The sequence below is a fragment of the Priestia sp. JSM ZJ58 genome (assembly GCF_044383985.1).
Lineage (GTDB): Bacteria > Bacillota > Bacilli > Bacillales > Bacillaceae_H > Priestia > Priestia zanthoxyli.
Window position 1 is genome coordinate 469,443 of record NZ_JBISEM010000001.1, and the last position, 24,871, is coordinate 494,313.

At 39.7% G+C, this 24,871-nt stretch carries 27 protein-coding genes; 20 read left to right on the forward strand and 7 right to left on the reverse strand.

Translation table 11 applies throughout. The features are described 5' to 3' along the window. The first annotated feature begins 42 nt into the window (after positions 1-42). The 9 genes from ACH6EI_RS02405 (at position 43) to rnz (ending at position 10,875) form a co-directional block, all read left to right on the forward strand. Entirely contained in the window at positions 43-1,404 is a 1,362-nt protein-coding gene (locus ACH6EI_RS02405; RefSeq protein ID WP_099331273.1) for an NAD(P)-dependent oxidoreductase, read from the forward strand. Between the two features lie 21 nt (positions 1,405-1,425). Then, positions 1,426-2,706: an NAD-dependent dihydropyrimidine dehydrogenase subunit PreA gene (gene preA, locus ACH6EI_RS02410; RefSeq protein ID WP_028411570.1), complete on the forward strand. Its 1,281-nt coding sequence runs from the start codon at positions 1,426-1,428 to the stop codon at positions 2,704-2,706. A gap of 19 nt (positions 2,707-2,725) precedes the next feature. Further along, positions 2,726-4,144 carry a dihydropyrimidinase gene (gene hydA / locus ACH6EI_RS02415; protein ID WP_033579723.1) on the forward strand — a complete coding sequence of 473 codons (1,419 nt, stop codon included), beginning with the start codon at positions 2,726-2,728 and terminating at the stop codon, positions 4,142-4,144. Positions 4,145-4,177: 33 nt separating this feature from the next. After that, complete coding sequence (locus ACH6EI_RS02420) at positions 4,178-4,390, forward strand: hypothetical protein (protein ID WP_028411568.1); 213 nt, start codon at positions 4,178-4,180, stop codon at positions 4,388-4,390. Positions 4,391-4,785: 395 nt separating this feature from the next. Then, on the forward strand, positions 4,786-4,977 hold the full coding sequence (locus tag ACH6EI_RS02425; RefSeq protein ID WP_013059103.1) for a hypothetical protein: 192 nt from the start codon (positions 4,786-4,788) through the stop codon (positions 4,975-4,977). Between the two features lie 139 nt (positions 4,978-5,116). Beyond that, positions 5,117-6,748 (forward strand): PucR family transcriptional regulator, encoded by a 1,632-nt coding sequence (locus tag ACH6EI_RS02430; protein WP_033579724.1) that lies wholly within the window; start codon positions 5,117-5,119, stop codon positions 6,746-6,748. Between the two features lie 207 nt (positions 6,749-6,955). Continuing rightward, complete coding sequence (locus ACH6EI_RS02435) at positions 6,956-8,425, forward strand: CoA-acylating methylmalonate-semialdehyde dehydrogenase (protein WP_099331272.1); 1,470 nt, start codon at positions 6,956-6,958, stop codon at positions 8,423-8,425. Positions 8,426-8,518: 93 nt separating this feature from the next. Further along, positions 8,519-9,877 carry an aspartate aminotransferase family protein gene (locus tag ACH6EI_RS02440; protein WP_028411565.1) on the forward strand — a complete coding sequence of 453 codons (1,359 nt, stop codon included), beginning with the start codon at positions 8,519-8,521 and terminating at the stop codon, positions 9,875-9,877. A gap of 68 nt (positions 9,878-9,945) precedes the next feature. Then, a complete protein-coding gene (gene rnz, locus ACH6EI_RS02445) occupies positions 9,946-10,875 on the forward strand; it encodes a ribonuclease Z (protein WP_099331271.1) in 930 nt (309 codons plus the stop codon). 28 nt (positions 10,876-10,903) lie between these two features. Here the strand turns inward: rnz and namA are convergent, their stop codons facing one another. Then, on the reverse strand, positions 10,904-11,920 hold the full coding sequence (gene namA, locus ACH6EI_RS02450; protein WP_028411563.1) for an NADPH dehydrogenase NamA: 1,017 nt from the start codon (positions 11,918-11,920) through the stop codon (positions 10,904-10,906). Between the two features lie 136 nt (positions 11,921-12,056). Beyond that, entirely contained in the window at positions 12,057-12,905 is an 849-nt protein-coding gene (proI, locus tag ACH6EI_RS02455) for a pyrroline-5-carboxylate reductase ProI (protein WP_099000482.1), read from the reverse strand. Between the two features lie 268 nt (positions 12,906-13,173). Here proI and ACH6EI_RS02460 point away from each other — a divergent pair, with 268 nt between their 5' ends. Together ACH6EI_RS02460 and ACH6EI_RS02465 are read left to right on the forward strand one after the other, a co-directional pair. Next, the gene (locus tag ACH6EI_RS02460) at positions 13,174-14,130 is read left to right on the forward strand and encodes an MBL fold metallo-hydrolase (RefSeq protein ID WP_028411561.1); all 957 of its coding nucleotides are present in this window, start codon (positions 13,174-13,176) and stop codon (positions 14,128-14,130) included. 23 nt (positions 14,131-14,153) lie between these two features. Next, on the forward strand, positions 14,154-14,948 hold the full coding sequence (locus ACH6EI_RS02465; RefSeq protein WP_099331270.1) for an SDR family NAD(P)-dependent oxidoreductase: 795 nt from the start codon (positions 14,154-14,156) through the stop codon (positions 14,946-14,948). 73 nt (positions 14,949-15,021) lie between these two features. Here ACH6EI_RS02465 and ACH6EI_RS02470 read toward each other — a convergent pair whose 3' ends face one another. Continuing rightward, entirely contained in the window at positions 15,022-15,237 is a 216-nt protein-coding gene (locus ACH6EI_RS02470) for a CDGSH iron-sulfur domain-containing protein (RefSeq protein WP_028410691.1), read from the reverse strand. 130 nt (positions 15,238-15,367) lie between these two features. On the opposite strand from ACH6EI_RS02470, the gene ACH6EI_RS02475 reads away from it, so the two are divergent. Continuing rightward, positions 15,368-15,706, forward strand: coding sequence for an iron-sulfur cluster biosynthesis family protein (locus tag ACH6EI_RS02475; protein WP_028411559.1), 339 nt, complete (start codon positions 15,368-15,370; stop codon positions 15,704-15,706). Here the strand turns inward: ACH6EI_RS02475 and ACH6EI_RS02480 are convergent. Both ACH6EI_RS02480 and ACH6EI_RS02485 read right to left on the reverse strand, forming a co-directional pair. Beyond that, on the reverse strand, positions 15,703-16,614 hold the full coding sequence (locus tag ACH6EI_RS02480) for an alpha/beta hydrolase (protein ID WP_028411558.1): 912 nt from the start codon (positions 16,612-16,614) through the stop codon (positions 15,703-15,705). The two genes, ACH6EI_RS02475 and ACH6EI_RS02480, sit on opposite strands and share 4 nt — an antisense overlap. Before the next feature lie 68 nt (positions 16,615-16,682). After that, complete coding sequence (locus ACH6EI_RS02485) at positions 16,683-17,579, reverse strand: hydroxymethylglutaryl-CoA lyase (protein WP_028411557.1); 897 nt, start codon at positions 17,577-17,579, stop codon at positions 16,683-16,685. 177 nt (positions 17,580-17,756) lie between these two features. Between ACH6EI_RS02485 and ACH6EI_RS02490 the strand changes: the two genes are divergently transcribed. The 4 genes from ACH6EI_RS02490 to ACH6EI_RS02505 all read left to right on the forward strand — a co-directional run bounded on the left by ACH6EI_RS02490 (position 17,757) and on the right by ACH6EI_RS02505 (position 20,874). Then, positions 17,757-18,944: an acetyl-CoA C-acetyltransferase gene (locus tag ACH6EI_RS02490; RefSeq protein WP_028411556.1), complete on the forward strand. Its 1,188-nt coding sequence runs from the start codon at positions 17,757-17,759 to the stop codon at positions 18,942-18,944. A gap of 238 nt (positions 18,945-19,182) precedes the next feature. After that, positions 19,183-19,872: a CoA transferase subunit A gene (locus ACH6EI_RS02495; RefSeq protein WP_028411555.1), complete on the forward strand. Its 690-nt coding sequence runs from the start codon at positions 19,183-19,185 to the stop codon at positions 19,870-19,872. Positions 19,873-19,892: 20 nt separating this feature from the next. Then, positions 19,893-20,561, forward strand: coding sequence for a CoA transferase subunit B (locus ACH6EI_RS02500; RefSeq protein ID WP_028411554.1), 669 nt, complete (start codon positions 19,893-19,895; stop codon positions 20,559-20,561). A gap of 64 nt (positions 20,562-20,625) precedes the next feature. Then, on the forward strand, positions 20,626-20,874 hold the full coding sequence (locus tag ACH6EI_RS02505) for a YqkE family protein (protein ID WP_028411553.1): 249 nt from the start codon (positions 20,626-20,628) through the stop codon (positions 20,872-20,874). Between the two features lie 27 nt (positions 20,875-20,901). On the opposite strand, the gene ACH6EI_RS02510 is transcribed toward ACH6EI_RS02505, so the two are convergent. Continuing rightward, positions 20,902-21,819, reverse strand: a complete 918-nt coding sequence (locus tag ACH6EI_RS02510; RefSeq protein WP_028411552.1) for an aldo/keto reductase — start codon at positions 21,817-21,819, stop codon at positions 20,902-20,904. 93 nt (positions 21,820-21,912) lie between these two features. Further along, positions 21,913-22,080, reverse strand: a complete 168-nt coding sequence (gene mciZ / locus ACH6EI_RS02515; protein ID WP_033579730.1) for a Z-ring formation inhibitor MciZ — start codon at positions 22,078-22,080, stop codon at positions 21,913-21,915. Between the two features lie 71 nt (positions 22,081-22,151). Here mciZ and ACH6EI_RS02520 point away from each other — a divergent pair, with 71 nt between their 5' ends. From ACH6EI_RS02520 to ACH6EI_RS02535, 4 genes are all read left to right on the forward strand, one after another. Further along, on the forward strand, positions 22,152-22,703 hold the full coding sequence (locus tag ACH6EI_RS02520; RefSeq protein WP_028411551.1) for an NUDIX hydrolase: 552 nt from the start codon (positions 22,152-22,154) through the stop codon (positions 22,701-22,703). Positions 22,704-23,237: 534 nt separating this feature from the next. Next, entirely contained in the window at positions 23,238-23,882 is a 645-nt protein-coding gene (spoIIM, locus tag ACH6EI_RS02525; protein ID WP_025750451.1) for a stage II sporulation protein M, read from the forward strand. A 112-nt stretch (positions 23,883-23,994) separates the two neighbouring features. Continuing rightward, positions 23,995-24,447: a ferric iron uptake transcriptional regulator gene (gene fur, locus ACH6EI_RS02530; RefSeq protein WP_013059082.1), complete on the forward strand. Its 453-nt coding sequence runs from the start codon at positions 23,995-23,997 to the stop codon at positions 24,445-24,447. A gap of 195 nt (positions 24,448-24,642) precedes the next feature. After that, positions 24,643-24,870 (forward strand): YqzK family protein, encoded by a 228-nt coding sequence (locus tag ACH6EI_RS02535; protein ID WP_013059081.1) that lies wholly within the window; start codon positions 24,643-24,645, stop codon positions 24,868-24,870. Position 24,871: the final 1 nt, after the last annotated feature.

The following is a 24,871-nucleotide window of genomic DNA, read 5'->3' on the forward strand; positions in this document are numbered from 1 at the left end:
AATTTAAGTTTTATCAACAGATATTCTTGGGAGGTTGATGCAATGCGATCACCGGAAAGTTTGCAGTCCATCATTCAAAACTTTAATGAAGTAGAAAAAGGGTTGTCCAATAGAGAAGCAGTCGAAGAATCTAATCGATGTTTGTACTGTTATGATGCACCCTGTATTCAGGCATGCCCTACAGGAATTGACATCCCGACGTTTATTAAAAAAATTGCATCGGGCAATTTAAAGGGCTCTGCCGAAACGATTATGTCTTCGAATCCAGTAGGAGCAAGCTGTTCGAGAGTCTGTCCAACCGATGAACTATGTGAAGGAGCGTGTGTACTAAACCATTCAACCAAACCAATTATGATTGGAGATTTGCAGCGCTACGCAACGGATTGGGCTATTCAAAATGAACAGGTGCTGTTTGAGAAAGGAAGAGCCAACGGCAAAAAGGTAGCAATTGTTGGTGGAGGTCCGGCGGGTCTCTCTGCAGCAAGAGAACTGGCGCGATTTGGGTATGACGTAACCATTTTTGAAGCGGAAAAACAAGCAGGAGGGTTAAATACATATGGAATCGTGTCGTTTCGTCTTCCTCAAGCGATTTCATTTTGGGAAGTTGAACAAGTAAAAAGCTTGGATGTAAAAATTAAAACAAACGTAAGAATCGGAGAAGATGTTCTTCCAAGCGAATTGCTGCAGTCATATGACGCGGTTGTATTAGCTATTGGTATGAGCAAGGTGCCTTCTCTACATGTTGAAGGTGAAGAGCTAGACGGTGTGTATGATGCGATTGATTTTGTGAAAAAAACGAAGTCAGAAGCCCTATCAACAGAATTTGTGGGTAAGCGTGTAGCCGTCATTGGAGCGGGAAATACTGCGATTGATGGTGCTACGTGTTCCGTGCGCTTGGGAGCTGAAAATGTTCAAATTTTATACCGTCGTACACGAGAAGAAATGACGGCCTATGATTTTGAATTTGAATTTGCGAAACAAGATGGTGTTGAATTCCGCTGGTTAACGGCGCCTATACGAATTATTGGAGATGAAAATGGTAAGGTGAGCGGGATTGAATGCGTAAAAATGACGTTAACAGATCCAGATGCAGACGGCCGCAGAAAGCCTGTTCCTGTTGAAGGTTCAACGTTTACGATTCCAGTCGATGCTGTTGTTAAAGCAATTGGTCAAGAACGGTACCTGTCTTTGATTCAACAATTCCAGCTGCATCATGAAGACGGAGTTGTCTTAATCAATCAAGAGACGTTCCAAACATCAAATCCAAAAGTATTTGCTTGTGGAGATGTCATTTTTGGTAAAGGACAAGGAGAAGCGATGGTCGTGACCGCTGCTCAGCAAGGAAAACAAACGGCGTTAAATATTCATATGCAGTTAACAAAAGAAACAATGGAAACAGCTTAAAATCAGGAGGAGGAGAAATCTATGGCAGATTTAACAACAAATTTAGCAGGTATTCAATCACCAAATCCGTTTTGGCTGGCATCCGCACCGCCAACCAATTCAGGTTATCAAGTGCAGCGTGCATTTGAAGCAGGATGGGGAGGCGCAGTTTGGAAAACGCTTGGTGATCCGATTTTAAATGTTTCCTCTCGATTTGCTGCCGTTGGCTTCAACGGTCAGCGCGTAGCCGGCTTTAACAATATTGAGCTAATCACCGATCGTCCGCTTGAAGTTAATTTGAAGGAAATCTATGAAACGAAAAAGAAGTTTCCTAACCACGCAATTATTGCCTCTCTTATGGTAGAGCCTCAGCAAGAAAAATGGCATGAGATTGTCAAAAAAGTAGAAGATGTAGGAGTAGATGGATTAGAGCTGAACTTTGGCTGTCCGCATGGAATGGCAGAACGAGGGATGGGTGCTGCCTCTGGGCAAGTCCCTGATTTAGTTGAAAAACAAACGTATTGGGCTAAAGAAGTAGCCCAAACGCCGGTCATTGTTAAATTAACCCCAAATATCACAGATATTACCGTTACAGCAGAAGCAGCGGTTCGAGGTGGTGCCGACGCTGTTAGTATGATTAACACCATTAATAGTTTAGCAGGAGTAGACATTCATTCATGGAATACAATTCCACACGTAGCGGGAAAAGGCGCTCACGGAGGCTATTGCGGCCCGGCTGTTAAGCCGATTGCATTAAACATGGTTGCTGAATGTGCAAGAAGTCCGTTTATTAACGTTCCAATATCTGGTATGGGGGGCGTTTCGAACTGGCAAGAAGCAGTGGAATTTATGCTCATGGGTGCTACAGGTGTGCAAGTATGTACAGCTGCTATGCATCACGGATTCCGCATTGTAGAGGATATGATTCAAGGTCTCAACTATTACTTGGATGAAAGAGGAATCGAAAAAGTAAGCGATATTGTAGGGAAAGCCGTTTCAAAATATTCCGACTGGGGCAACTTAGATCTCAATTATAAAGTAGTGGCTCGCATCGACCCTGATACGTGTATTAACTGCAATAAGTGTCATATTTCTTGTGAAGATACTTCTCACCAATGTATTGATATGTTGAAAGATCCTTCAGGGAAACCTTATTTAAAAGTACGAGAAGAAGATTGTGTAGGCTGTAATTTATGTTCGATTGTATGTCCTGTGGACGGAGCTATATCTATGGTTGAATTACCAAATGAACAACCGCCAATGACGTGGAATGAACGCCAAGCTGCTTTACAAGCGACGGCTGCACAGCGATTGGACGTATAAATACAAAGGGGATGAAGAAATGAAGAAAATCGTTAAAAATGGTGTCATAGTCACAGCAACAGATACGTATAAAGCCGATATTTTAATTGAAAATGGAGTGATTTCGGCAATTGGCTCAGCTTTTGAAGAACAGGGATGCGAAGTGATTGATGCAAAAGGCAACTATGTATTCCCAGGAGGCATCGATCCCCATACTCATTTGGATATGCCGTTTGGAGGGACTGTTACAAAAGACGACTTTGAAACAGGTACAAGAGCAGCAGCTTTTGGAGGTACGACAACTGTTATTGATTTTTGCTTAACCAATAAAGGCGAACCGCTCCAAAAAGCGATCGGCACATGGCATGAAAAATCAAAAGGAAAAGCGGCTATCGATTACAGCTTTCATCTAATGATTGGAGAAATCACGGAAGATGTATTAAATGAGCTTCCTACGATTATTGAAAAAGAAGGAATTACTTCTTTTAAAGTGTTCATGGCCTATAAAAATGTTTTTCAAGCAGACGATGCTACCCTTTACCAAACGCTAGTGCAAGCTAAAAAACTAGGGGCGCTTGTGATGGTACATGCTGAAAATGGAGATGTTATTGAGTATTTAACGGCAAAAGCGCTGGAGCAAGGACAAACTGATCCTATCTATCATGCACTCACTCGTCCTCCGGAAATAGAAGGAGAAGCTACGGGAAGAGCCGCAGTGCTAACCGAGCTTGCTGACTCACAGCTCTATGTTGTTCACGTATCTTGCGCTGAAGCGGTTAAAAAGATTGCTGAAGCAAGGGAAAAAGGCGTAAATATCTGGGGCGAAACGTGTCCGCAGTATTTGACGCTTGACCAAACCTATTTAGAGAAACCGGATTTTGAAGGAGCAAAATACGTATGGTCGCCGCCTTTACGTGAAAAATGGAACCAAGATGTTTTGTGGAATGCCCTGCGTAATGGCGACTTGCAAACGATTGGATCAGATCAGTGCTCGTTTGATTTTAACGGTCAAAAAGATCTAGGAAAAGGAGATTTTACAAAGATTCCAAACGGAGGACCTATTATCGAGGATCGCATGAGCCTTTTATTTTCAGAAGGAGTAGTGAAAAACCGAATTAATATCAATCAGTTTGTGGATATAACGTCAACAAAAATCGCGAAGCTGTTCGGACTGTATCCGAAAAAAGGAACGATAGCAGTTGGTGCAGACGCGGATCTGCTTATATTTGACCCTTCTGTTGAACGTGCGATTTCAGCTAAAACGCATCATATGGCAGTTGATTATAGCGCATTTGAGGGAATGAAAGTTACAGGTGAGCCGGTTTCAGTGCTTTGCCGAGGAGAATTTGTCGTAAAAGATAAGCAGTTTGTCGGTCAAAAAGGCTATGGACAGTATACAAAAAGAGCAAAGTTTAATGAGTTAAACACGGCTAACGAAGCTGAAAAATTAACGTTATAAAAACAGATGCCAAAATAGATTGGAGGCAGGGGAATGTCAAGTTACCATGAATATATGGCAGAGCGGGAAAAGATTGATTTTTTGCTGCAAAAAGGATTTAAAATAACGGCTGTAACAGAGAATCTAAGCGGGGCGTTTGTGACGTTTGAACGCATCGAAAAGAATCAAACCGAACAAGAAACGCTTCATATATTGACGGCGGATGCTAGAAAGTATTTTTCATCCTTACTGATTCAACAAGTATAAAAACAGAGGCTGAGACAAAATTATTTTAGCTGAAGGAAGATCCGAACGATGAATCGTTCGGATTTTTTTATTGGTAGGGTGAACGTAGGTTTCACGTATGCAGGAGCTCCTAGATGTTGATGGAAGTAATTTAGTTATGTCTCAATCCCTTTCTTTGTTTACTAAGACCTATAAGTTTTTTACTATATTGGCTGACAAAAGTGATCCGTTTTTGTGTTTTTTTCGTTTTGGATGTGAAACAAAATAACTAGATATTATCCATTGACTGTATTACAGTTGTTACATTTCGTTTACATCGAAAGAGAAAAGGTTTAGTTATCTAGTAAATTGTAGTAAATATTATAGTAGAACGTTTTCACAATAAATCTATTAAATATAAAAAGGGTGTGACACGGATGGATCAAGCTACGCAGTGTATGACACAAGAAGAAACAAAAATTATTGATAAATTAAAAATGGAAATGTTAAATGCAGTGTCACTACAAGATTTGCGTTTTTATAAAAAAGAAATTCACCGAATTAAAGAACAAGCGGTTAAGCGCCACGGTTTTTTTAATAAATTACAGCAAACGGCTCAGAAGCTGTAACGATCCATTATCGTTACAGCTTTTTTCGTTTCTTTTATTAAATATTTTATTTCTTCTAAATATTTAATATAATGTAAGAAGATATAGCTTTTGTTCTACACATATGCGAAATACGCGTTAATGATCCAGGAGACATGATGTGAAATTCGCTAGGGGCGGTGTTGACTTGAAATCATATTTAACAGTAACAGAGATTTTAACAAGGAAACATTTTGTAAACTGTGAAGTAATAGCTGGAGAGAAAGGGCTTACTAATTCTGTGAAGTGGGTGCACGTGATGGAAGTGACGCGCATTAATGAGCTGCTAAAAGGAAACGAGCTCATTTTATCAACAGGGGTAGGCTGGGGAGAAGATCCTCAATCTTGTTTATCATTTCTTCAGCAATTAATTTCTTGTAAGGCATCAGGACTGTGTATTGAACTTGGCACTTATACTTCTAAGATTCCGCAAATTGTCATTGATAAAGCGAACGAATGTGATTTTCCGATTATTTTATTTCACGAAGAAGTTCCGTTCGTTGAAATTACGCAAGATGTTCACTCACTTTTAATTAATCAGCATTATCAAATGATTTCCGATTTAGAACAGTATTCTCATCGGCTAAATCAGCTGCTGTTAACAGTTAATGACCCGGCCGTTATCTTACAGTGTTTATATGAATCTACGGGGCTTCTTGTCGGCCTTAAAGTTTCAAATGAATTATTTACCTTTGCTCCGGAGATGGACTTACTCAAACAGCAGCTTCTACTTCATTATATAAGCAGGGAAAATGAGAGTCCGCATTTTACTGAGCAGCCTATTCATTTATTAGGACAAGATTATGCTCAGCTGTATGTCGCCTCTATAAATGAAGCGTTAACAGAACTTGAAGTGCTCACCGTTGACCGGACGGCAACTGCACTTGCTCAGCATTTTTTGAAGGACTTGTATGTCGAAGAGAAAAAAAGAGTAGATGAAACTGAATGGATGACGAAATGGATGAACGGAGAGCTAACTCTTGAACAAATAAAAGATTCTATGCACGAGGTGTGTTCAGATTCTCCTATTCGCGGGGGTATCGTTGTTTGCTGTAAGTGGCAAAGACGGGAAAAGTTTGATCGAACGTATTTTAAGCTGATCTTACGAAGCATCTTTGAACAAGAAGGCTTTCACTTATTAGTCTCCGAGCGAAATCGCGAAGTGTTATTTATTCTTTTGAACAAACGAATGGTTAGCACGTGGAGAGAGAGATTAGAAAGCAGCCTTCACCGCTGGATGAATCAATACGAATCGGATGAAAACTCAAAGCGGAACGCTATTAGCTTTATCGGAATTGGCCAATACTGTGAACAGCTTGACTGTATGCATAAAAGCTATGAAACGGCTAAAGAAACAATTTCGATTCAAGAAATGCTGCAAAAACAAACCATTATTCATTTTTATGATGATTTGCATATGTACCGAATTATTTCGCTTTTACATCAGCATGAAGACTTACAGGAAGTGGTGTTTGAATATCTGCAGCCCGTTATTACATATGATGAAACGTACAATGCAAAACTCATGGAAACATTAAAAATTTATTTAGCATGCAACGGATCTAAACAAGAGACGGCTAAGCGTTTATACATTGTGCGGCAAACGCTGTATCACCGCATTGAAAAACTAGAAAAGCTGCTGGGTGAAGATTTTATGGAGCCGGAAAAACGATTGGCGATTGAATTTATGATTATGGCATATGAATATTTGTTTATGATGAAAAAGTCGCGTGCGGAATTTATAAACGGATAAGTAAGCAGCTGGAAACAGCTGTTTTTTTATGTTGAGGATGATTTTACTATATGTTCATTTTAGTTCATGCTTTCTCCGAGTTCACTGCGCAAAATGTGAAACGAGAATCTAGAGTTGTTTCACATTTTGTCTAATGCAACCACCATTTATTTATTCAATAATAAAGGTAGATTTGTCATTTCTTATTTTTTGAGGAGGCCAAGCGATATGTCAGTTGTGAATAATGATACGCAAGTTTTAAAAAATTACGTGGGCGGAAAATGGGTTGATACGGCAGGGCAAAAATTTGGAGAGGTAATTAATCCATCGACTGGAGAAGTAATTGCAAAAGTACCGCTTTCTACAAAAGAAGACGTAGCCAATGCGGTGGAAACAGCGCAAAAAACATTTGAAACATGGCGTAACGTTCCTGCTCCAAAACGAGCAAGATTAATGTTTGCGTTTCAGCATTTACTAGTTAAGCATCACGAAGAGTTAGCGAAATTAGTTGTACAAGAAAACGGCAAGGCTTTTAAAGAAGCTTACGGTGAAGTACAGCGCGGTATTGAATGCGTGGAGTTTGCTGCGGGTGCTCCTACTTTATTAATGGGAGAATCATTAAATAACATAGCGGAAGAAATTGATTCTGAAATGTTCCGTTTCCCACTTGGTGTTGTCGGAGGCATCACACCTTTTAATTTTCCGATGATGGTACCTCTTTGGATGTTCCCGCTTGCCATTGTATGTGGAAATACGTTTGTATTAAAACCGTCTGAGCGAACGCCGCTTTTAGCAACGCGACTTGCTGAACTTTTTACAGAAGCAGGAGCACCGGATGGATTATTAAATATTGTACACGGGGCACATGATGTCGTGAATGGATTAATAGAGCACGAAAAAGTTAAAGCGATTTCATTCGTCGGATCGCAGCCGGTAGCAAAGTATGTTTATGAACAAGCTGCAGCTCAAGGGAAACGAGTTCAGGCTTTATCCGGAGCTAAAAATCATCATGTTGTGATGCCAGACTGCGATATGGATAAAGCGGTATCCCATATTATCAGCTCGGCTTATGGAAGTGCCGGCCAGCGATGCATGGCTTGCAGCGCCGTGGTCGTAGTTGGTGAAAAAGGCGATGAATTCGTCGCAAAATTAAAGCAAAAAGCAGATGAATTAATTATGGGAAGCGGCTTTGATGATGAAGTGCTTCTAACGCCCGTGATTCGAAAAGAGCACCGTGATAAGGTGCTGGATTATATTGAACTTGGCATGAAAGAAGGGGCGGAACTCATTCGTGACGGACGTAAAGAAATGGATGAGCATACGGAAGGCAACTTCTTAGGGGCAACCATTTTTGACCGCGTAACTCCTGATATGACCATTGCTAAAGAAGAGATTTTTGCACCTGTACTAAGCTTGCTTCGCGCTGACACATTAGATGAAGCGCTTCGCTATATGGAAAAATCCCGTTTTGGAAATGGAGCAACGATTTATACAAAAGACGCAAAAGCGGTGCGTCAATTTAGAGAAGAAGCAGATGCGGGTATGCTCGGCATTAACGTAGGAGTACCTGCTACCATGGCTTTCTTCCCATTCTCCGGCTGGAAAGACTCTTTTTATGGAGATTTGCATGTAAACGGCAAAGACGGTTTGAACTTCTTTACACGTAAAAAGATGGTTACATCACGCTTTGACTTTTAACATATAGATGAATATAGCAAGGGGCTTCGGCATTTTGTCGAAGTCTTTTCATACAGAAAAAAATACCGCGCTAGCGATTTGGGAGTGGATAAGATGGTACAGGTCAGTCAAAATGAAAAAGATCTGCGTGCAAAAGATGAGCAGTATGTATGGCATGGAATGAAACCATACAGTCCGGATGCAACGATGGTAGCTACAAAAGCAAAAGGTGCTTGGATTACAGATGAACAAGGAAATCGCTATTTAGATGCAATGGCAGGGCTTTGGTGTGTAAATACCGGGTATGGACGGGATGAGTTAGCGCTTGCAGCTTACGAGCAGCTAAAAGAACTGGCTTATTTTCCGCTCACTCAATCTCACGTACCTGCTATCAAACTAGCAGAGAAGCTAAATGAAATGCTAGGTGATGATTATGTTATCTTCTTTTCAAATAGCGGATCTGAAGCAAATGAAACGGCTTTTAAAATTGTGCGTCAGTACCATCAGCAAAAAGGAGAGCACTCTCGCTACAAATTTATTTCGCGTTACCGAGGGTATCACGGAAATTCAATGGGCGCACTAGCAGCAACGGGCCAAGCTCAGCGTAAATATAAATATGAACCGCTTGCTCCTGGCTTTATTCACGTTGCGCCGCCTGATTCATACCGAGGGCAAGATGACTACCATGCGCCAAAAGAAGAGCTTCAATCTGTAAAAGATATTGACAATGTCATGACGTGGGAGCTAAGCGAAACGATTGCCGCTGTTATTATGGAGCCAATTATTACAGGTGGAGGAATTCTTTTACCGCCTCAAAATTATATGAAAGGCGTAAAAGAAACGTGTGAAAAACACGGTGCACTTCTAATTGTAGATGAAGTTATTTGCGGCTTTGGACGTACAGGAGAAGCCTTTGGTTTTATGAACTACGATGTAAAACCAGATATCATTACCATGGCAAAAGGAATTACAAGCGCATATCTTCCGCTCTCGGCAACTGCTGTTAAAAAAGAAATTTATGAAGCGTTCAAAGATAGCGATCAGTACGAGTATTTTCGCCACGTTAATACATTTGGAGGAAGCCCGGCTGCGTGTGCACTGGCATTAAAGAATTTAGAAATTATGGAAAGAGAAAATCTGTTTGATCGCTCTAAACAGCTCGGGGCTTACGTATTAAGTGAGCTAACGCCGCTTATTGATAGCCACCCATACGTTGGAGATGTAAGAGGTAAAGGGCTTTTAATCGGAATTGAACTTGTTGCTGATAAGCAAACGAAGGAACCGCTAGACGTTAATCTTGTAAATGAAGTGATTGCTAAATGTAAAAGCAAAGGAGTCATTATTGGGAAAAATGGAGCAACGGTAGCCGGCTATAATAATGTTCTCACGCTCTCGCCGCCGCTCAACATTGAGGAAAGTGATATTGAGCTGTTATTAGCTACTATTACGTATGCGCTTGACAGCATCAAATAGGTAAGTTTGCAAAAAGCCTGTATAATATACTTACAGGCTTTTTGTGCGTGTGAAGGAGGAAGTAGAAAATGGAATTGTTATTTTTAGGAACGGGTGCAGGAGTACCAGCAAAACAGCGGAATGTTTCATCTCTTGCGCTCGAACTTTTGCAAGAAAGAGGGGCGGTGTGGCTTTTTGATTGCGGAGAAGCAACGCAGCATCAAATTTTACATACAACCGTTAAACCGAGACGAATTGAGAAAATTTTTATTACGCACCTTCACGGTGATCATATTTATGGCTTACCTGGACTCCTTGGAAGCCGTTCGTTTCAAGGCGGAGAATCGCTGCTTACTGTATACGGGCCAAAAGGAATTAAAGAATTTATTGAAGTCACGCTTGCTGTAAGTCAAACTCATCTGCAATATCCTCTAGAGGTTGTTGAAATAGAAGAGGAAAGTGAAAGTGGAACGATTTTTGAAGATGAAACTTTTTCAGTGGAGTTTGGCAAACTTGAACATGGCATTTTATCTTATGGATATCGCGTTGTCGAAAAAGATTTGCCAGGGTCACTGGACGTTCAGCGTTTAAGAGAAATGAATATTCCCCCAGGGCCTCATTATCAGCAGTTAAAAGAAGGGAAAGAAGTAGTATTAAAAGATGGGCGTCTAATCAATGGACAAGAGTTTGTAGGAGAACCTAAAAAAGGGAAGGTCATCACGGTTTTAGGAGATACAAGAAGGTGCGCGCAAAGTGTTCAGCTTGCTATGCATGCGAATCTGTTAATCCATGAAGCTACGTTTGCAGCGGGAGACGAGGAGCTTGCTTACAACTATTTTCATTCTACTGCAAAAGAAGCCGCTGAAATTGCTAAAACAGCATCGGCCGAGCGTCTTATTTTATCTCATATCAGTTCGCGTTACCAAGGAGACGCAGTCAGCCAGTTAGCAGAAGGAGCAAAAGAAATTTTTCCGAATACCGATATAGCAGAAGACTTAAAAAGGTTTACGATTTCATAAAAAAAGACGAGGATATCCTCGTCTTTTTTTACCATCCGCGTTCGTACTGAACGGGTGCTGAAAGTGTTTCATTTAATTCTTTTGCCGCCGTGCGCGGGAAGTACGGATCGCGCAGAAGTTCGCGCGCAACAAAAATTAAATCAGCGCGTTCGCTTTGTAAAACCTCTTCAGCTTGTCGTCCAGTTGTAATTAATCCAACTGCGCCTGTATCAATATTTGCCTGCTGCTTAATTTTATCTGCAAACGGAACTTGATAGCCAGGGTATACGTTGATTGGAGCATGTACAAGAGCACCGGAACTAACGTCAATTAAGTCGACGCCTTGTTCTTTCATCCATTTTGCAAATACAACGTGATCATCGACTGTTAATCCGCCTTCTGTATAGTCAGAAGCAGAAACACGGACAAATAAAGGACCGTCCCACTCTGTTTTCACAGCGTCAATAATTTCCTTTAAGAAACGATAGCGGTTTTCTGCGCTGCCGCCATATTCGTCGCTGCGTTTATTGCTTAGCGGTGATAGGAATTGATGTACTAAATAACCGTGTGCCGCGTGAAGCTCGATAATATCAAATCCAGCTTCCTTTGAGCGTCGAGCGCTTTCTTTAAAGGCAGAAATCGTTTCATGAATTTGTTCTGTGGTCATTTCCACAGGTTTTTTACTTTTATCATCAAAAGCAATCGCAGAAGGAGCATAAATATCGCCTTCAACAGTTGCTTTACGTCCTGCGTGTGCAAGTTGAATGGCCGTTTTTGCACCGTTTTCTTTTAGCTGTGTCACAAGTTTTGTTAATCCATCTCTTTGCTCATCATTCCAAATCCCTAAGTCTTGAGCTGAAATACGACCTTGTGGGACGACAGCTGAGGCTTCAACCATAATGAGACCTACTTGTCCAACCGCGCGAGTTGTGTAGTGAACCATATGAAAGTCGGTTACTACTCCGTCTTCTTTTTCGCATGAATACATGCACATTGGTGACATTACAATTCGGTTTTTTAATGTTACGTCTTTCACTGTATAAGGTGAAAATAGTTTTGTTGTCATTCGGTTTAACCTCCAATTATTTCGATACTCTAAACAAAAGTTATTATATCACCGCATTGAAATATCTTTCACATAATCTGCTTATCCATTTTTAATCATAAAAAAACCTCTTTCTTTTTTAGAAAGAGGTGAACCTTTACGAACGTTTACTCGAGATTTTTTCGTCAATCGTATCTCCTAAATATTTAGAGCGAATGGTAGCTTGTTCAATACACTGCATCATCGCTTCTTGGAAGTTATGAGAAATAAGCTGTTCGATACCTGCTTCTGTTGTACCGCCAGGACTCATAACTTCTTTTCGAAGTACGGCCGGTGTTTTAGGTGACTGTTTCAGCATTTCTGCAGCACCGATAAGCGTTTGAAGAATTAGTTCGTTTGACACTGACGTATCCAAGCCTTGTTTTTCAGCTGCTTTTTCCATTGCTTCTACTAGATAATAGACATACGCTGGGCCGCTTCCAGATAGTCCTGTTACAGCGTGAAGCTGCTCTTCCTCTACAGTTGTAACCGTACCAATCGTTTCAAATAAAGCAGTAGTAACGTTCATATGCTCCGCTGTAGCAAACTTCCCGGGTGCAATGGCTGTAGCCGATAATCCAATAGAAGCAGATGTATTTGGCATAGCTCTTACAACCGCTACTTCTTGGTCAAACAAGTTTACAATTGTGGCAGTCGATACACCCGCTAAAACAGAGAGAACGAGGTGATGGGGACGAATATAGGACTTAATCGTATTGATGCTTTCGGCTACGTCTTTTGGTTTAATAGCAAGCATGACGATATCGCTTTTTTCTATTAACAAGGCATGATTACGCGTAATGTTAATTCCATAGGCGTTTCGAAGTTCGTGAAGTCTTTTATCGCTGCTATGATTTGTTACGGTGATTTGATTGGGGCGAAGCTTTTTATCTGACAGCAGCCCTGAGATCATGGCTTCAGCCATTGATCCAGCTCCAATAAAGGCGATGTTTAAATCCGTTTTCATTAAAATTTCCTCCAGTCATTTGCTATCCAATGAAAACAGATACTGAAATTTCAGTATCTGTTAAAGGTTTGTGTTTGTGTATCTCTTCTTTATAAAATGCATAGTTATCTAAAGATATGAATAAAACTTCACTATATTTCTGTCATTATGCAATGAAAAAGAGAGGGATGTCAATGTAATTTTCAGAAAACGAAAGCAATTGTATAAATAAGGGGGGAAATCGTGTAAACTTAAAAGAAAATGCGATGGTAAAGGAGCAAAAATACAGATGAATGAGCAATTGTATAAAATTGTGCTGCCTACTCCTTTTGCGGTAGGAGATGTGAATGTTTTTGTTATAAAAGGTCAGACCGTTACGCTAATCGATGCTGGTATTAAAACGGAGGCAGCGTGGTCTGTATTTAAAGAAAAGCTTAATGAAATAGGATTAAAACCAGATGATATTAAACAAGTTGTCCTAACTCATCACCATCCTGATCACGTAGGAATGCTTGATTTTTTTGATAAAGATATCGCCATAGTCGGTCATGCGAAAAATCAGCCTTGGATCTCTCAGAATCCGGATTTTTTTGAGTGGTACGATGCGTTTTTTGAAGATCACTTTATGAAAGCGGGCGTAGATGAAAGATTTCGCCCCTATTTAAAACGTTTAAAAGCATCAATGAAGTATTCATGTCACCGTTCTCTTACGACTTCTGTGCAGGAAGGAGATTACATTCCGGGCCTAGAGAGTTGGAAAGTGCTTGAAGTGCCCGGTCATGCTCAAAGCCATATTGCATTATACAATGAAAAAACAGCGGTTATGATTGGAGGAGATTTGCTGTTAAAGCATATTTCATCTAATCCGCTTATTGAACCTCCTATGAAACCAAGCGGCGAGCGGCCTAAAACGCTTCTTCAATATAATCATTCGTTAAGACGTCTGCTTGACTTAGAGATAAGCTGTATCTATACAGGTCATGGAGATGAAGTATTACATGTCCGTGAACTTGTACAAGAGAGGTTACAAAAGCAAAGCGACCGAGCGGATAAAGTGCTTAGCATGATAAAAGAACGCCCTCAAACAGCGTTTGATATTTGCAAACAGCTATTTCCTACTATTTATGAAAAAGAACTAGGGCTAACTCTTTCTGAAACAATTGGTCAGCTCGATTTTTTAGAAGATGCAAATAAAATCAGTACACATGAAAAGGAAAGTACGCTTATTTATTCTGTGTGCTCTTAACTTACAAAAAAGGTGTGTTATATTTGAAATCCTCGTTAAAGAACCAACATGTCGTGATTACAGGCGCTTCAGGAGGTCTTGGAGAACATTTAGCTTATGAAGTGGCCAAAAGAGGGGGCGTCCCCGTTTTACTTGCACGTACAGAAGAAAAGCTGCAGCGAGTAGCTGAGCAAATTAATCAAAAGTATGGGATTACCTCTTACATATATAAAGCTGACGTAGCGAACGTAGAGGAAGTCAAAAGTGTTGTTCAGAAAATGATAAGTGAAATTAAGCGTGTTGATGTGCTGATTAATAATGCAGGCTTTGGTGTATTTGAAGAAGTGAAAGAAGCATCCATTTCGACAATTGCATCAATGTTTCAAGTCAATGTTATTGGATTAATTGCATGTACACAAGAAATTTTAGCTTATATGCTAAAAGAAAACAAAGGACATATTATTAACATTGCTTCTCAAGCAGGCAAACTGGCAACGCCTAAATCCAGTGGCTATTCAGCTTCTAAACATGCCGTGCTAGGGTTTACCAACAGCCTGCGAATGGAATTAGCAAAAACGGATATCTATGTAACCGCAGTGAATCCAGGTCCTATTCAAACCAACTTTTTTTCAATAGCGGATCAGTCAGGAAACTATGAAAAAAGTGTAGAAAAGTTTATGTTAAAACCTCAATACGTAGCTGAAAAAACGGTCAATATTATTGGGAAATCAAAACGAGAAGTCAACTTGCCTAAGTGGATGAACATGGGTTCGAAGGTGTATCAGCTTGCCCCGGGGCTCGTAGAAAAATTGGCAGGGGATGCGTTTAATAGAAAATAACCTGTGCTTTAATCACAGGTTATCAATGTTTTTCGTTAATGCTTTCGTTCAGTAAAGCTGTATTTCTATGAATCTACTGCTCGTCTAAAACTTTTGCAGCGCGCACACAAGAGTCGAATTTTCCTTTATGATTTCCGTCGCAAAAGGGCATCTTTTGCGACTGGCCACATCGGCATAGTGAAAATGTCGGCTTTGTTTCAAATTTATTGCCGTCTGCATCAATTAATTCAACGTCTCCAGTGACACGGAAAGAACCGTTATCCATTACTTTAATTTGTACTTTTGACATAGAAAAACCTCCTTTTTGTACACACCTATATGAAGCGCCAGAGTTTAATGAAAGCAAGATGTGTATTATACTCATTATATAAGCAATTTTCGTTTGTTTATACAATTAGTTTAAAAGGAGTTAAAGGAAAATGAATATTACCTTTACAGATAAAGCAATAACAAAAATACAAGAAAAGTACGGAAAAGATTCTTCACTATATTTAAAATTGAAATACGATACGGATGGATGCGGCTGTGTGGTGAGCGGTGTAACGACGCTATGGATTGTTGATGAAAAAGAGAGCGATGATGTGACCATCGAGACGAATTTTGTTCCCGTTCTTGTCGAAAAAACAAAGCAAGTATTTCTAGATGATAATATGACGGTTGACTACAATGAAAGTGCATATGCGTTTATGCTAAAATGTCCTTCTCAAATTTTAAATCCGCGCATGTCATTCATCGATAAAACAAAAGAAGCGCTTTAATGCGCTTCTTTTTGTATTTTTTCTAAAAATGATTCAATAACTTGTTCATATTCCCCTGGATTATCAGCATACGAGCGGGCATGAGTGCCTACAGGTGCCAAATACATCCGTTTTGCACCCATTTTTTTGGCATGCAGCTGCTCCGTCATTTTAGGAAGAATATAGTCATCTTCTTTACTATGGATAAACAGAACAGGATGTTTTATTTGATCTACGACTGAAATGGGGGATACGTCTTTAAATGAATAGCCTTCTCGCCATTTTAAAATAATATTGGCTGCTGGCATCACAAGCTGTTTGGGCAGATGGAAATCTTGTTTTAAGCGATAGGCAAGAAGTTCTTCCAAGTCTGAAAAAGGGCAGTCGACAATATAAAAATCAGCTCCGTCTTCCATTCCAGCATACAAAAGAGTGGTCGCAGCTCCCATAGACTCCCCGTGAATCCCAAGGGAAATAGTTGAACCGAATTGTTCTTTTACCCAGTGAACAACAGATTGAAGGTCCAGCTTTTCATAATAGCCGTAGCTCGTTGTTTTCCCTTCAGACTTGCCGTGACGGCGATGATCATAAAGAACGACGTTCCATCCAAGCTTCAGAAAAAGCCGAGCATATTTCATAGAATTCAGTGAATGAACTGTGACTCCATGCGAAAGAATCATAAATCGGTTGTTATCGTGTTGTTTAATAACGGTTCCAGCTATGTTATAGCCTAGAGAAGAAGGAAGTACAAATGCTTCTTTAGGAAGAGTGCTATAGACTTTCTCATCATAAAAGCCATCTTCCGTATCGCGGTCAATAATAACTTTGTCGGTCTTTTTACGGATGTACATCATTTGATTTGTAAAAAAGATGCCAAGAGCGGCAAATGCTCCGAGAACGCTTCCTACTAATAATAGCCATTTTTTCATGATTAGCGGCTCCTTTTGTTAATATAGCTATTAGTTATTATAGCATCGCTCTCATAAAAACCTAATTTTTAACGCTGTGCAAATAAAGAGTATTGCTTGCTTTCAATCGGTCTTGAAATGTAAGGAGCGATAAAATCGACCGCTTCGAGCAGCTTTTCTTCATTAATAGAAGTGGAAATACCCATTTCATGAAGCATAAAGACAAGATCTTCGGTAGCTACGTTTCCCGTTGCTCCCTTAGCAAATGGACATCCTCCTAGCCCGCCAGCGGATGAATCGAACCTGTTAATACCGGCTTGCAGAGCTGCATAGATATTGGCAATAGCCAATCCTCTCGTATCGTGAAAGTGCGCAGCAAGTAGCGTGTGGGAAAAACTTTGTTTTAATTTCGAGAAAAGTGAAAATACATCTTTAGGATTTGCCATGCCAATTGTATCGGCAACGCTTAGCTCATCTACTCCAGCTTCCACAAAGCTTTCGCAAAGGCTCAGCACGTCACGTTCATTTATTTTTCCTTCATATGGGCAATAAAAGGCGGTGGAAATGCAGGTGCGAATAAAACATTCTTGCTGCTTAAGCTGCTGAATGAGAGGAAGCAGCGTTTGGACAGCTTCTTCGGTGTTTTTGTTAATATTTTTTTGATTAAAAGTATCGCTTACGCCAATAAAAAGCGCAACCGAGCGGCAATCAGCTTGCAGTGCCTTTTCCAAGCCTTTTTGATTCGGCACCAGTACAATGTTTCGGCATGTATCAGGCTGGAATATAGGTGCAATAGTAGAAGCATCTTTCATTTGAGGAACCCATTTTGGAGAAACAAAGGATGTAATTTCGATTTCAGATAGTCCAGCTTCTTTTAATTTTTTGATAAAATTAATTTTTTTATCAGTTGGAACAAAATTTTTTTCATTTTGAAGTCCATCTCGTGGACCAACTTCTATAATTGTTACTTTTTCAGGAAATCCCATAAACCGCTCTCCTCCCACAATGTAAACGCTTACTAATATTTATTTTAATTCTAAAAAATTAAAATTCAATAAAAATTATAAATTTTTACAAAAAAAGAGGAATTTCGCAAGCGATGTCGAAATTAATACAAGTGACAGTTAATCACAGTAATCAAACAGTAAGGAGAGGTTTTCGACATGGGTCAAACAGAAGTAGTCATTGTAAGCGCTGTACGTACAGCAATCGGCAGCTTTGGGGGAAGCTTACAAAATGTATCCGCAACAACTTTAGGTGGTACTGTAATTAAAGAAGCTTTAAACAAAGCAGGGGTATCAGCAAACGAAGTAGATGAAGTTATTATGGGAAATGTCTTACAAGCAGGTTTAGGACAAAATCCAGCACGACAAGCAACTTTAGCAGCAGGGTTACCTGAAACTGTTTCAGCATTAACCATCAATAAAGTATGCGGATCAGGACTAAAAGCAGTACATCTCGCTACACAGGCGATTCTTGCTGGGGATGCTGATGTGATTGTTGCTGGTGGAATGGAAAACATGAGCCAAGCACCATACCTATTAAAAAATGCACGCAACGGGTTTAAAATGGGCGATCAAAAAGTAGTCGACAGCATGATCCAAGATGGATTATGGTGTGCATTTAACGACTACCATATGGGCGTTACAGCTGAAAACCTGTGTGATAAATATGAAATTACTCGCGACGAACAAGATGCATTTGCAGCTTCAAGTCAGCAAAAAGCAGAAGCAGCTATTCAATCTGGCCGTTTCGCAGATGAAATTGTGCCAGTAGAAGTGCCTGGAAGAAAAGGCCAAGTAACAATTTTTGAACAAGATGAGTTCCCACGCGCAGGCACAACGGCTGAAAGTCTAGGAAAGCTACGTCCAGCTTTCAAAAAAGACGGTTCAGTAACAGCTGGTAATGCATCTGGTATCAATGACGGTGCAGCTGCAGTAGTGGTAATGAGCCGTAAAAAAGCAGACGAGTTAGGCCTAACACCATTAGTGTCTATTAAAGCTAATGCAACTGCTGGAGTAGACCCAAGCATTATGGGAATCGGTCCTGTAAGCGCAGTGAAAAAGGCGCTTGAAAGAGCTGCTGTTTCATTAGAAGACGTTCAACTAGTAGAAGCAAACGAAGCATTCGCTGCACAGTCAATCGCTGTGGATCGTGAACTTCAATTTAACCATGATATTTTAAATGTAAACGGTGGAGCAATTGCGCTTGGACATCCTATTGGTGCAAGTGGTACACGTGTCCTGGTTTCACTTATTCATGAAATGCAAAAACGCGACGCAAAACTTGGTTTAGCAACGTTATGTATTGGCGGAGGCCAAGGTGTTGCAACAATCGTTGAACGTCCTTAATTTTTGATATAGCTTTAACAAACATTAAAGCTATATCACAACGCCACAGATTCCAAACATACTGCTTTGGAACTCGTGGCGTTTTTGTTTTTCTTTGAATTTTGTCTACTAATATAACTTTTTTGACAAAAAAATGATTAAATTATAATTTTTAGTTATATATATATTTAAAAAGAAATAAAAATCTTTTATAATAGATTAGAAAGCGTTTTCAAAAATAACGAAGGGGTGGTTATGTATGAAACAAGTACATACGTCGTTTAAAGAAGCGGTGAAAGATATTCACGACGGTGCTACGATGATGGTCGGTGGTTTTGGTTTATGTGGAATTCCGGAGAATTTGATTTTAGCGTTAGTTGAAACAGGGGTAAAAGATTTAACCGTAATTTCAAATAACTGCGGCGTAGACGACTGGGGACTTGGACTGCTTCTGAAAAACAAACAAATTAAAAAGATGATTGGCTCTTACGTGGGAGAAAATAAAGAGTTTGAAAGACAAGTATTGTCAGGAGAAATTGAAGTAGAATTGCTACCTCAAGGCACGCTAGCTGAAAAGATTCGCGCCGGCGGAGCGGGCATACCTGCATTTTATACACCAGCGGGAGTGGGAACACCCATTGCTGAAGGAAAAGAAGTTCGTGTGTTTGATGGGAAAGAATATTTACTAGAAGAGGCGTTAAAAGCTGATTTTAGTTTGGTTAGAGCTTGGAAAGCCGATCATATGGGGAATTTAGTGTATAACAAGACAGCGCGCAATTTCAGCCCAATGATTGCAGCAGCAGGAAAAGTGACGATAGCAGAAGTAGAGGAACTTCATCCAACAGGTTCACTTGATCCAAATATTATCCACACACCTAGTGTATATGTTCAATCGTTAATTATTGGTGAACAAGAAAAACGTATTGAGCGTTTAACCGTTCAAAAATAACAAAAGGGGAGAGATTTTTCATGATTGAAAACGGCGTGAACGTGAGAGAGCGAATTGCAAAACGTGCTGAAAAAGAAATTTTGGACGGATTTTATGTAAACCTTGGAATTGGTATTCCAACGCTTGTGGCTAATCATATCTCAGATAATAAAACGGTTGTGCTTCAGTCCGAAAACGGTCTGTTAGGCATTGGACCATATCCGAAAGAAGGAGAAGTAGATCCTGATTTAATTAATGCAGGCAAAGAAACCGTAACGGCGACAAAAGGGGCTTCTTACTTCGACAGTGCTGAATCGTTTGGCATGATTCGCGGAGGGCATATTAATATTGCGATTTTAGGAGGCATGGAAGTCTCAAAAACTGGTGACTTAGCTAACTGGATGATTCCTGGAAAAATGATTAAAGGAATGGGCGGTGCAATGGATTTAGTTCATGGAGCGCAGCGCATCATTGTTATTATGGAACATGTGACGAGAAAAGACCAACCTAAAATCTTAAATGAGTGCACCCTCCCTCTGACAGGAAAAGGGGTAGTAGATCGTATTATTACAGATCGAGCGGTCATTGACATTACGGCAGAAGGCCTAAAACTTGTCGAAGTAGCGAAAGGCTATACGGTAGAAGATATTCAACAGTCTACAGAGCCAACTTTAATCATTGATGAACATGTAAAACTAGATGCATTTTGATTTTTGGTAACAAAAGCAAGAATATGATACAATATCTCTCAATTAAAGTAGCGGGGGAATTGTGATGGCTAAAAAAAAGCAAAAACAATCAGCACAAAAACAAAATGATCAGCTCAGTATCAAAGATCAGCTAAATGATAGCTTATTAAAACAGCTTCAGGCTAAAAAACAGGCGCTTTCTTTAAAAGAAGAAGAGCAGAAAGAAACAGAACGTAAAGAAGCTGCTCGAATTCGAAAAGAAAAAGAAAAACATAAATCGTTTGAAGAGCTGTTAAATGAAAGTGATATGAACTGGTCCGAATTTAAAAAATAAAAGCGCCGATAAAGGCGCTTTTATTTTTTAACGATGAGCTTCATATTGGTTTGCTTTAAAGATCGAGTGCAGTTTGTTAACTTCAGTAGGCTGTAGGGGGGAGGTCTCGACAGCCTTTACGTTTTCACGAAGCTGTGAAGAAGAGCTTGCTCCCGCTACAACTGAGGCTACCGTAGGATTAGCTAAACAGTATTGAAGTGCAGTTGAATTCAGAGAGTGATTTGGTCGTACGTGACGAAATGCTTCAATCGTTTTTGATAATTCCGTACCGCTATAGTCTAAGTATCCCTTACCTTCGAATGCAGCAAGCTTTTGCTCTCCTTTTTCGGTTAGCAGCCCTTTGGCTACTGGACCTCTGGCTACAACGCTAATGCCGTTATCGTGCAAAAGGGGAAGTGCACTTTCTTCAGGACGTCTGTCTAACAAGCTATATTGCATCATGACACTGACAATAGAAGAGTTTTGCACATACTCTCGAATCACATTCGGCCGGATAGATGAAATACCATAGTAGCGAATGACGCCTTCTTGTTTTAATTCTTCAAATGCTTCAATCGTTTCTTCAATATTGTCTTCAACAGTCCCTCCGTGCAGTTGATATAAATCGATGTAATCCGTTTGAAGCCGGCGCAGGCTTTCTTTTACTTCATCTTTTATGTAAGCTTTAGACGGATCCCACGTCCAGCTGTCTTTTGCATCATTCCAGCGATTTCCTACTTTTGTGGCTAAAACAATATCATGTCTGCGGTTTTTTAAAGCTTGTCCCACAAACTCCTCGTTTAAGCCAAAGTCATATAAATCTGCTGTATCAAAATAATTAATGCCATATTCCAGAGCTTCATCAATCATATTGACAGCGTGTTTCTGTTCCGTGCCAAGAGACATGCATCCTAAACCTAATGTACTGACCAGCAAATCTGAAGTACCTAAGCGTCTTTTTTCCATATATGCCACTCCTTATTTTTTACTTGTTTCTATCTATTGTAGCGCTATGATAGAGAGAAACTCAAATAAGAAGATTAAAAAACTGCAGCACAATTAGTGTCTGCAGTCTGCTTGTTGTTTGTAAGAATTAAAATTTTGAGAGATAGCGTTCGTCCACTCATCAACATACTGAAATTGTTCGCCGTATTCTTTTAACTTTTGCTTAATTTCCCATGCTTTACCGACTAAAATGATTTGCTTCTCGTGAACATAAACTTTCATTTTTTCTACCTCCCAAGATTCGTATGATAGAATATATGTAAGAGTCAAAAAAATAGAACGAGGTGGAGAAAATGGATCATTTAACAGAAAAAATGCGGTCTTCTGAAAAGCTGTTTGGAGGCAGAGTGATTGATTTGTACTTAGAAGAAGTAGAGCTTCCGAACGGAAAAACGAGTACAAGAGAAGTAGTTAAGCATCCTGGAGCTGTCGCTGTCATTGCGTTAACAAGCGATCATAAAATGGTTATGGTCAAACAGTATCGCAGACCGATGGATCGTATTTTAGTGGAAATTCCAGCCGGAAAGCTAGAAAAAGGAGAAGAGCCGATTGTAACGGCAAAACGTGAGTTAGAAGAAGAAACGGGCTATACAACAGATTCCCTTAGCCATATTATTTCTTTTTACACATCGCCAGGTTTTGCAGATGAGTTGGTTCACGTTTATTTAGCAGAAGATTTAAAAGTGATGACCACCAAAGCGGAATTGGACGAAGATGAATTTGTTGAAGTGATGGAAGTTACTGTAGATGAGGCCCTTACTCTTATTCAAAACAAAGAAATTTACGATGCAAAAACAGCATATGCTGTGCAGTACTTACAGTTAAAAAGCGGATTAGGAGAGTAAGAGAGTTTTTTCTTTTACATACGTACGGCAATCTAGCAATTTAGAGGTTTACATTGAAACGTCATTTGATGTGAGAAAAAACAGGCATGCGCGTATCTCTAGCTTAAAAAATGTGTGACAACCATATTTTAGTTGAAGAAAAATCCGAACGATAAATAGAGATTCTTGATTTAGAATCAAATTCGTTCGGATTTTTTTTAAGTTGATGGTGAACGTAGCTTTCATTTATGTAGTTGGTTCTAGCGGTTGATTGGAGGGCAAGGCGAAGACTCCTGCGGGAAAAACGGAATAGGTGAGACCCCGCAGGAGCGTACGCGACGAGGAGGCTCACCGGCCGCCCGCGGAAAGCGAAGCCTTGCATGAAAATCAACAGCGGTGTCACAAGCTATCCATACTATCTCATTTGTTCTTATTTAGATTAGATTAATTTCATTATGTCTTAATCTCTTTTTTATGTGATAGATTTAAAAGATTCTTGGCATAGTTTTTGTACTCTATCATACACTCTATTAAGCGATTAATAGGAGGAAGACGATGAGAAAAAAACAATTGCCATTATCGTATGCAAGACATTTTCAAGAAAACAGTTCTATTTATTTATTTGTAACCGTGCTGTTTTTAATGGGAATCATTTTTGGGGCTATTGTTGTAAATAGTTTGACGCTTGATCAAAAAGAAGACCTGTACTTCTATTTAAACCGGTTTTTCGGACAGGTAAAGAGTGGGGAAGTAGCAAGCAGCGTTGAAATGTTTCAGCAAAGTTTTTTTCACAATGTTAAATACTTAGGGCTCATTTGGATACTAGGAATTGCTATTATTGGTTTGCCTGTAGTGTTAATTCTGCTGTTTTTAAAAGGAATGGTGATTGGTTTTACCGTAGGCTTTTTAGTCAATCAAATGGGACTCTCTGGGTTTGCGCTATCTTTTGTATCTGTTATGCCGCAAAATATCTTTCTCATACCGGCATTTCTGATTCTGTCTGCAGCTTCAGTTGCCTTTTCTTTGAAGCTCGTGCGGCAGCAGTTTTTTAAAAAAGCAGCGGAGCCTATTTCTGCATCCTTTTTACGCTATAGCGGCACGATGATTGCAATGATATGTTTGGTTGCCTGTGCAGCTACAGTTGAAGCTTACGTATCACCTACTTTAATGAAAAGTGTAATGGCTCTATTAAATAAGTAAGAATAAGTATTAAATAAAAAGAATTCTTTTTTCTTATTAAGAATAACTTTATTTTGACACCCTCGACACATCTGATATAATGGATTAGTGAATGGCGAGGGAGGGAATAATTATGGAAAGTCGAATTGAGCGAATTAAGCAGCAGTTGCACTCAGCTAGCTATAAATTGACACCTCAACGTGAGGCGACTGTAAGAGTACTTCTTGAACATGAAGAGGATCATTTAAGTGCCGAAGATGTATATCTCCTCGTCAAGGAAAAGTCTCCGGAAATTGGATTGGCAACTGTTTATCGTACGTTAGAATTGTTAACTGAACTTAAAATTGTTGATAAAATAAACTTTGGCGATGGCGTTTCTCGCTACGATTTAAGACAAGAAGGAGCCGCACACTTTCATCATCACCTTGTGTGTATGGAATGTGGATCTGTGGACGAAATTCAAGAAGATTTGCTTGAAGACGTTGAAGAAATTGTGGAAAAGCAATGGAATTTTAAAATTAAAGATCACCGCTTGACATTTCATGGCATTTGCCATCGCTGTCAGGATAAAGAAGACAAGCAGTAAAAGCCTTTTCCATAATGGAGAAGGTTTTTTGTTGTACATAAATAGAAAAAATAACGAGGTTACAAGCTATATGGTTTTATAGAAAGGAAGGAAATGACAAGGAGAGAACTCAGCGTATAAAGGCAAGAAACATGTATAAAACCTGTCCCAATTGGCATATCTTCTAATAGAATCAAAAATTGGAGGAATTGTTTCATGAAATCATGGGCTGAAATGGTATATAATACATGTAAAGTATTTATCTTATTTACCGGGTTTACTCTTTTGTTTTATTTTGGAATGATATGGGTATCTCAAGAGTATCAAAATTATAAACGTTATGATGAGCCGTCGGGTTCAGCAGTTAAGGTCATGCAAGCAAGTGTGAACAAAGATCAGACGTGGCTGGAGCGTTTATTTATGTTTTATCAAAACGGGGAGTAGA

Excerpts from the sequence above, each read along its gene's own strand:
- ACH6EI_RS02405 (WP_099331273.1), top strand. The coding sequence starts at position 43 with ATGCGATCACCGGAAAGTTTGCAGTCCATCATTCAAAACTTTAATGAA.
- preA (WP_028411570.1), top strand. The coding sequence starts at position 1,426 with ATGGCAGATTTAACAACAAATTTAGCAGGTATTCAATCACCAAATCCG.
- hydA (WP_033579723.1), top strand. The coding sequence starts at position 2,726 with ATGAAGAAAATCGTTAAAAATGGTGTCATAGTCACAGCAACAGATACG.
- ACH6EI_RS02420 (WP_028411568.1), top strand. The coding sequence starts at position 4,178 with ATGTCAAGTTACCATGAATATATGGCAGAGCGGGAAAAGATTGATTTT.
- ACH6EI_RS02425 (WP_013059103.1), top strand. The coding sequence starts at position 4,786 with ATGGATCAAGCTACGCAGTGTATGACACAAGAAGAAACAAAAATTATT.
- ACH6EI_RS02435 (WP_099331272.1), top strand. The coding sequence starts at position 6,956 with ATGTCAGTTGTGAATAATGATACGCAAGTTTTAAAAAATTACGTGGGC.
- ACH6EI_RS02440 (WP_028411565.1), top strand. The coding sequence starts at position 8,519 with ATGGTACAGGTCAGTCAAAATGAAAAAGATCTGCGTGCAAAAGATGAG.
- rnz (WP_099331271.1), top strand. The coding sequence starts at position 9,946 with ATGGAATTGTTATTTTTAGGAACGGGTGCAGGAGTACCAGCAAAACAG.
- namA (WP_028411563.1), bottom strand. The coding sequence starts at position 11,920 with ATGACAACAAAACTATTTTCACCTTATACAGTGAAAGACGTAACATTA.
- proI (WP_099000482.1), bottom strand. The coding sequence starts at position 12,905 with ATGAAAACGGATTTAAACATCGCCTTTATTGGAGCTGGATCAATGGCT.
- ACH6EI_RS02460 (WP_028411561.1), top strand. The coding sequence starts at position 13,174 with ATGAATGAGCAATTGTATAAAATTGTGCTGCCTACTCCTTTTGCGGTA.
- ACH6EI_RS02470 (WP_028410691.1), bottom strand. The coding sequence starts at position 15,237 with ATGTCAAAAGTACAAATTAAAGTAATGGATAACGGTTCTTTCCGTGTC.
- ACH6EI_RS02475 (WP_028411559.1), top strand. The coding sequence starts at position 15,368 with ATGAATATTACCTTTACAGATAAAGCAATAACAAAAATACAAGAAAAG.
- ACH6EI_RS02480 (WP_028411558.1), bottom strand. The coding sequence starts at position 16,614 with ATGAAAAAATGGCTATTATTAGTAGGAAGCGTTCTCGGAGCATTTGCC.
- ACH6EI_RS02485 (WP_028411557.1), bottom strand. The coding sequence starts at position 17,579 with ATGGGATTTCCTGAAAAAGTAACAATTATAGAAGTTGGTCCACGAGAT.
- ACH6EI_RS02490 (WP_028411556.1), top strand. The coding sequence starts at position 17,757 with ATGGGTCAAACAGAAGTAGTCATTGTAAGCGCTGTACGTACAGCAATC.
- ACH6EI_RS02495 (WP_028411555.1), top strand. The coding sequence starts at position 19,183 with ATGAAACAAGTACATACGTCGTTTAAAGAAGCGGTGAAAGATATTCAC.
- ACH6EI_RS02500 (WP_028411554.1), top strand. The coding sequence starts at position 19,893 with ATGATTGAAAACGGCGTGAACGTGAGAGAGCGAATTGCAAAACGTGCT.
- ACH6EI_RS02505 (WP_028411553.1), top strand. The coding sequence starts at position 20,626 with ATGGCTAAAAAAAAGCAAAAACAATCAGCACAAAAACAAAATGATCAG.
- ACH6EI_RS02510 (WP_028411552.1), bottom strand. The coding sequence starts at position 21,819 with ATGGAAAAAAGACGCTTAGGTACTTCAGATTTGCTGGTCAGTACATTA.
- mciZ (WP_033579730.1), bottom strand. The coding sequence starts at position 22,080 with ATGAAAGTTTATGTTCACGAGAAGCAAATCATTTTAGTCGGTAAAGCA.
- ACH6EI_RS02520 (WP_028411551.1), top strand. The coding sequence starts at position 22,152 with ATGGATCATTTAACAGAAAAAATGCGGTCTTCTGAAAAGCTGTTTGGA.
- spoIIM (WP_025750451.1), top strand. The coding sequence starts at position 23,238 with ATGAGAAAAAAACAATTGCCATTATCGTATGCAAGACATTTTCAAGAA.
- fur (WP_013059082.1), top strand. The coding sequence starts at position 23,995 with ATGGAAAGTCGAATTGAGCGAATTAAGCAGCAGTTGCACTCAGCTAGC.
- ACH6EI_RS02535 (WP_013059081.1), top strand. The coding sequence starts at position 24,643 with ATGAAATCATGGGCTGAAATGGTATATAATACATGTAAAGTATTTATC.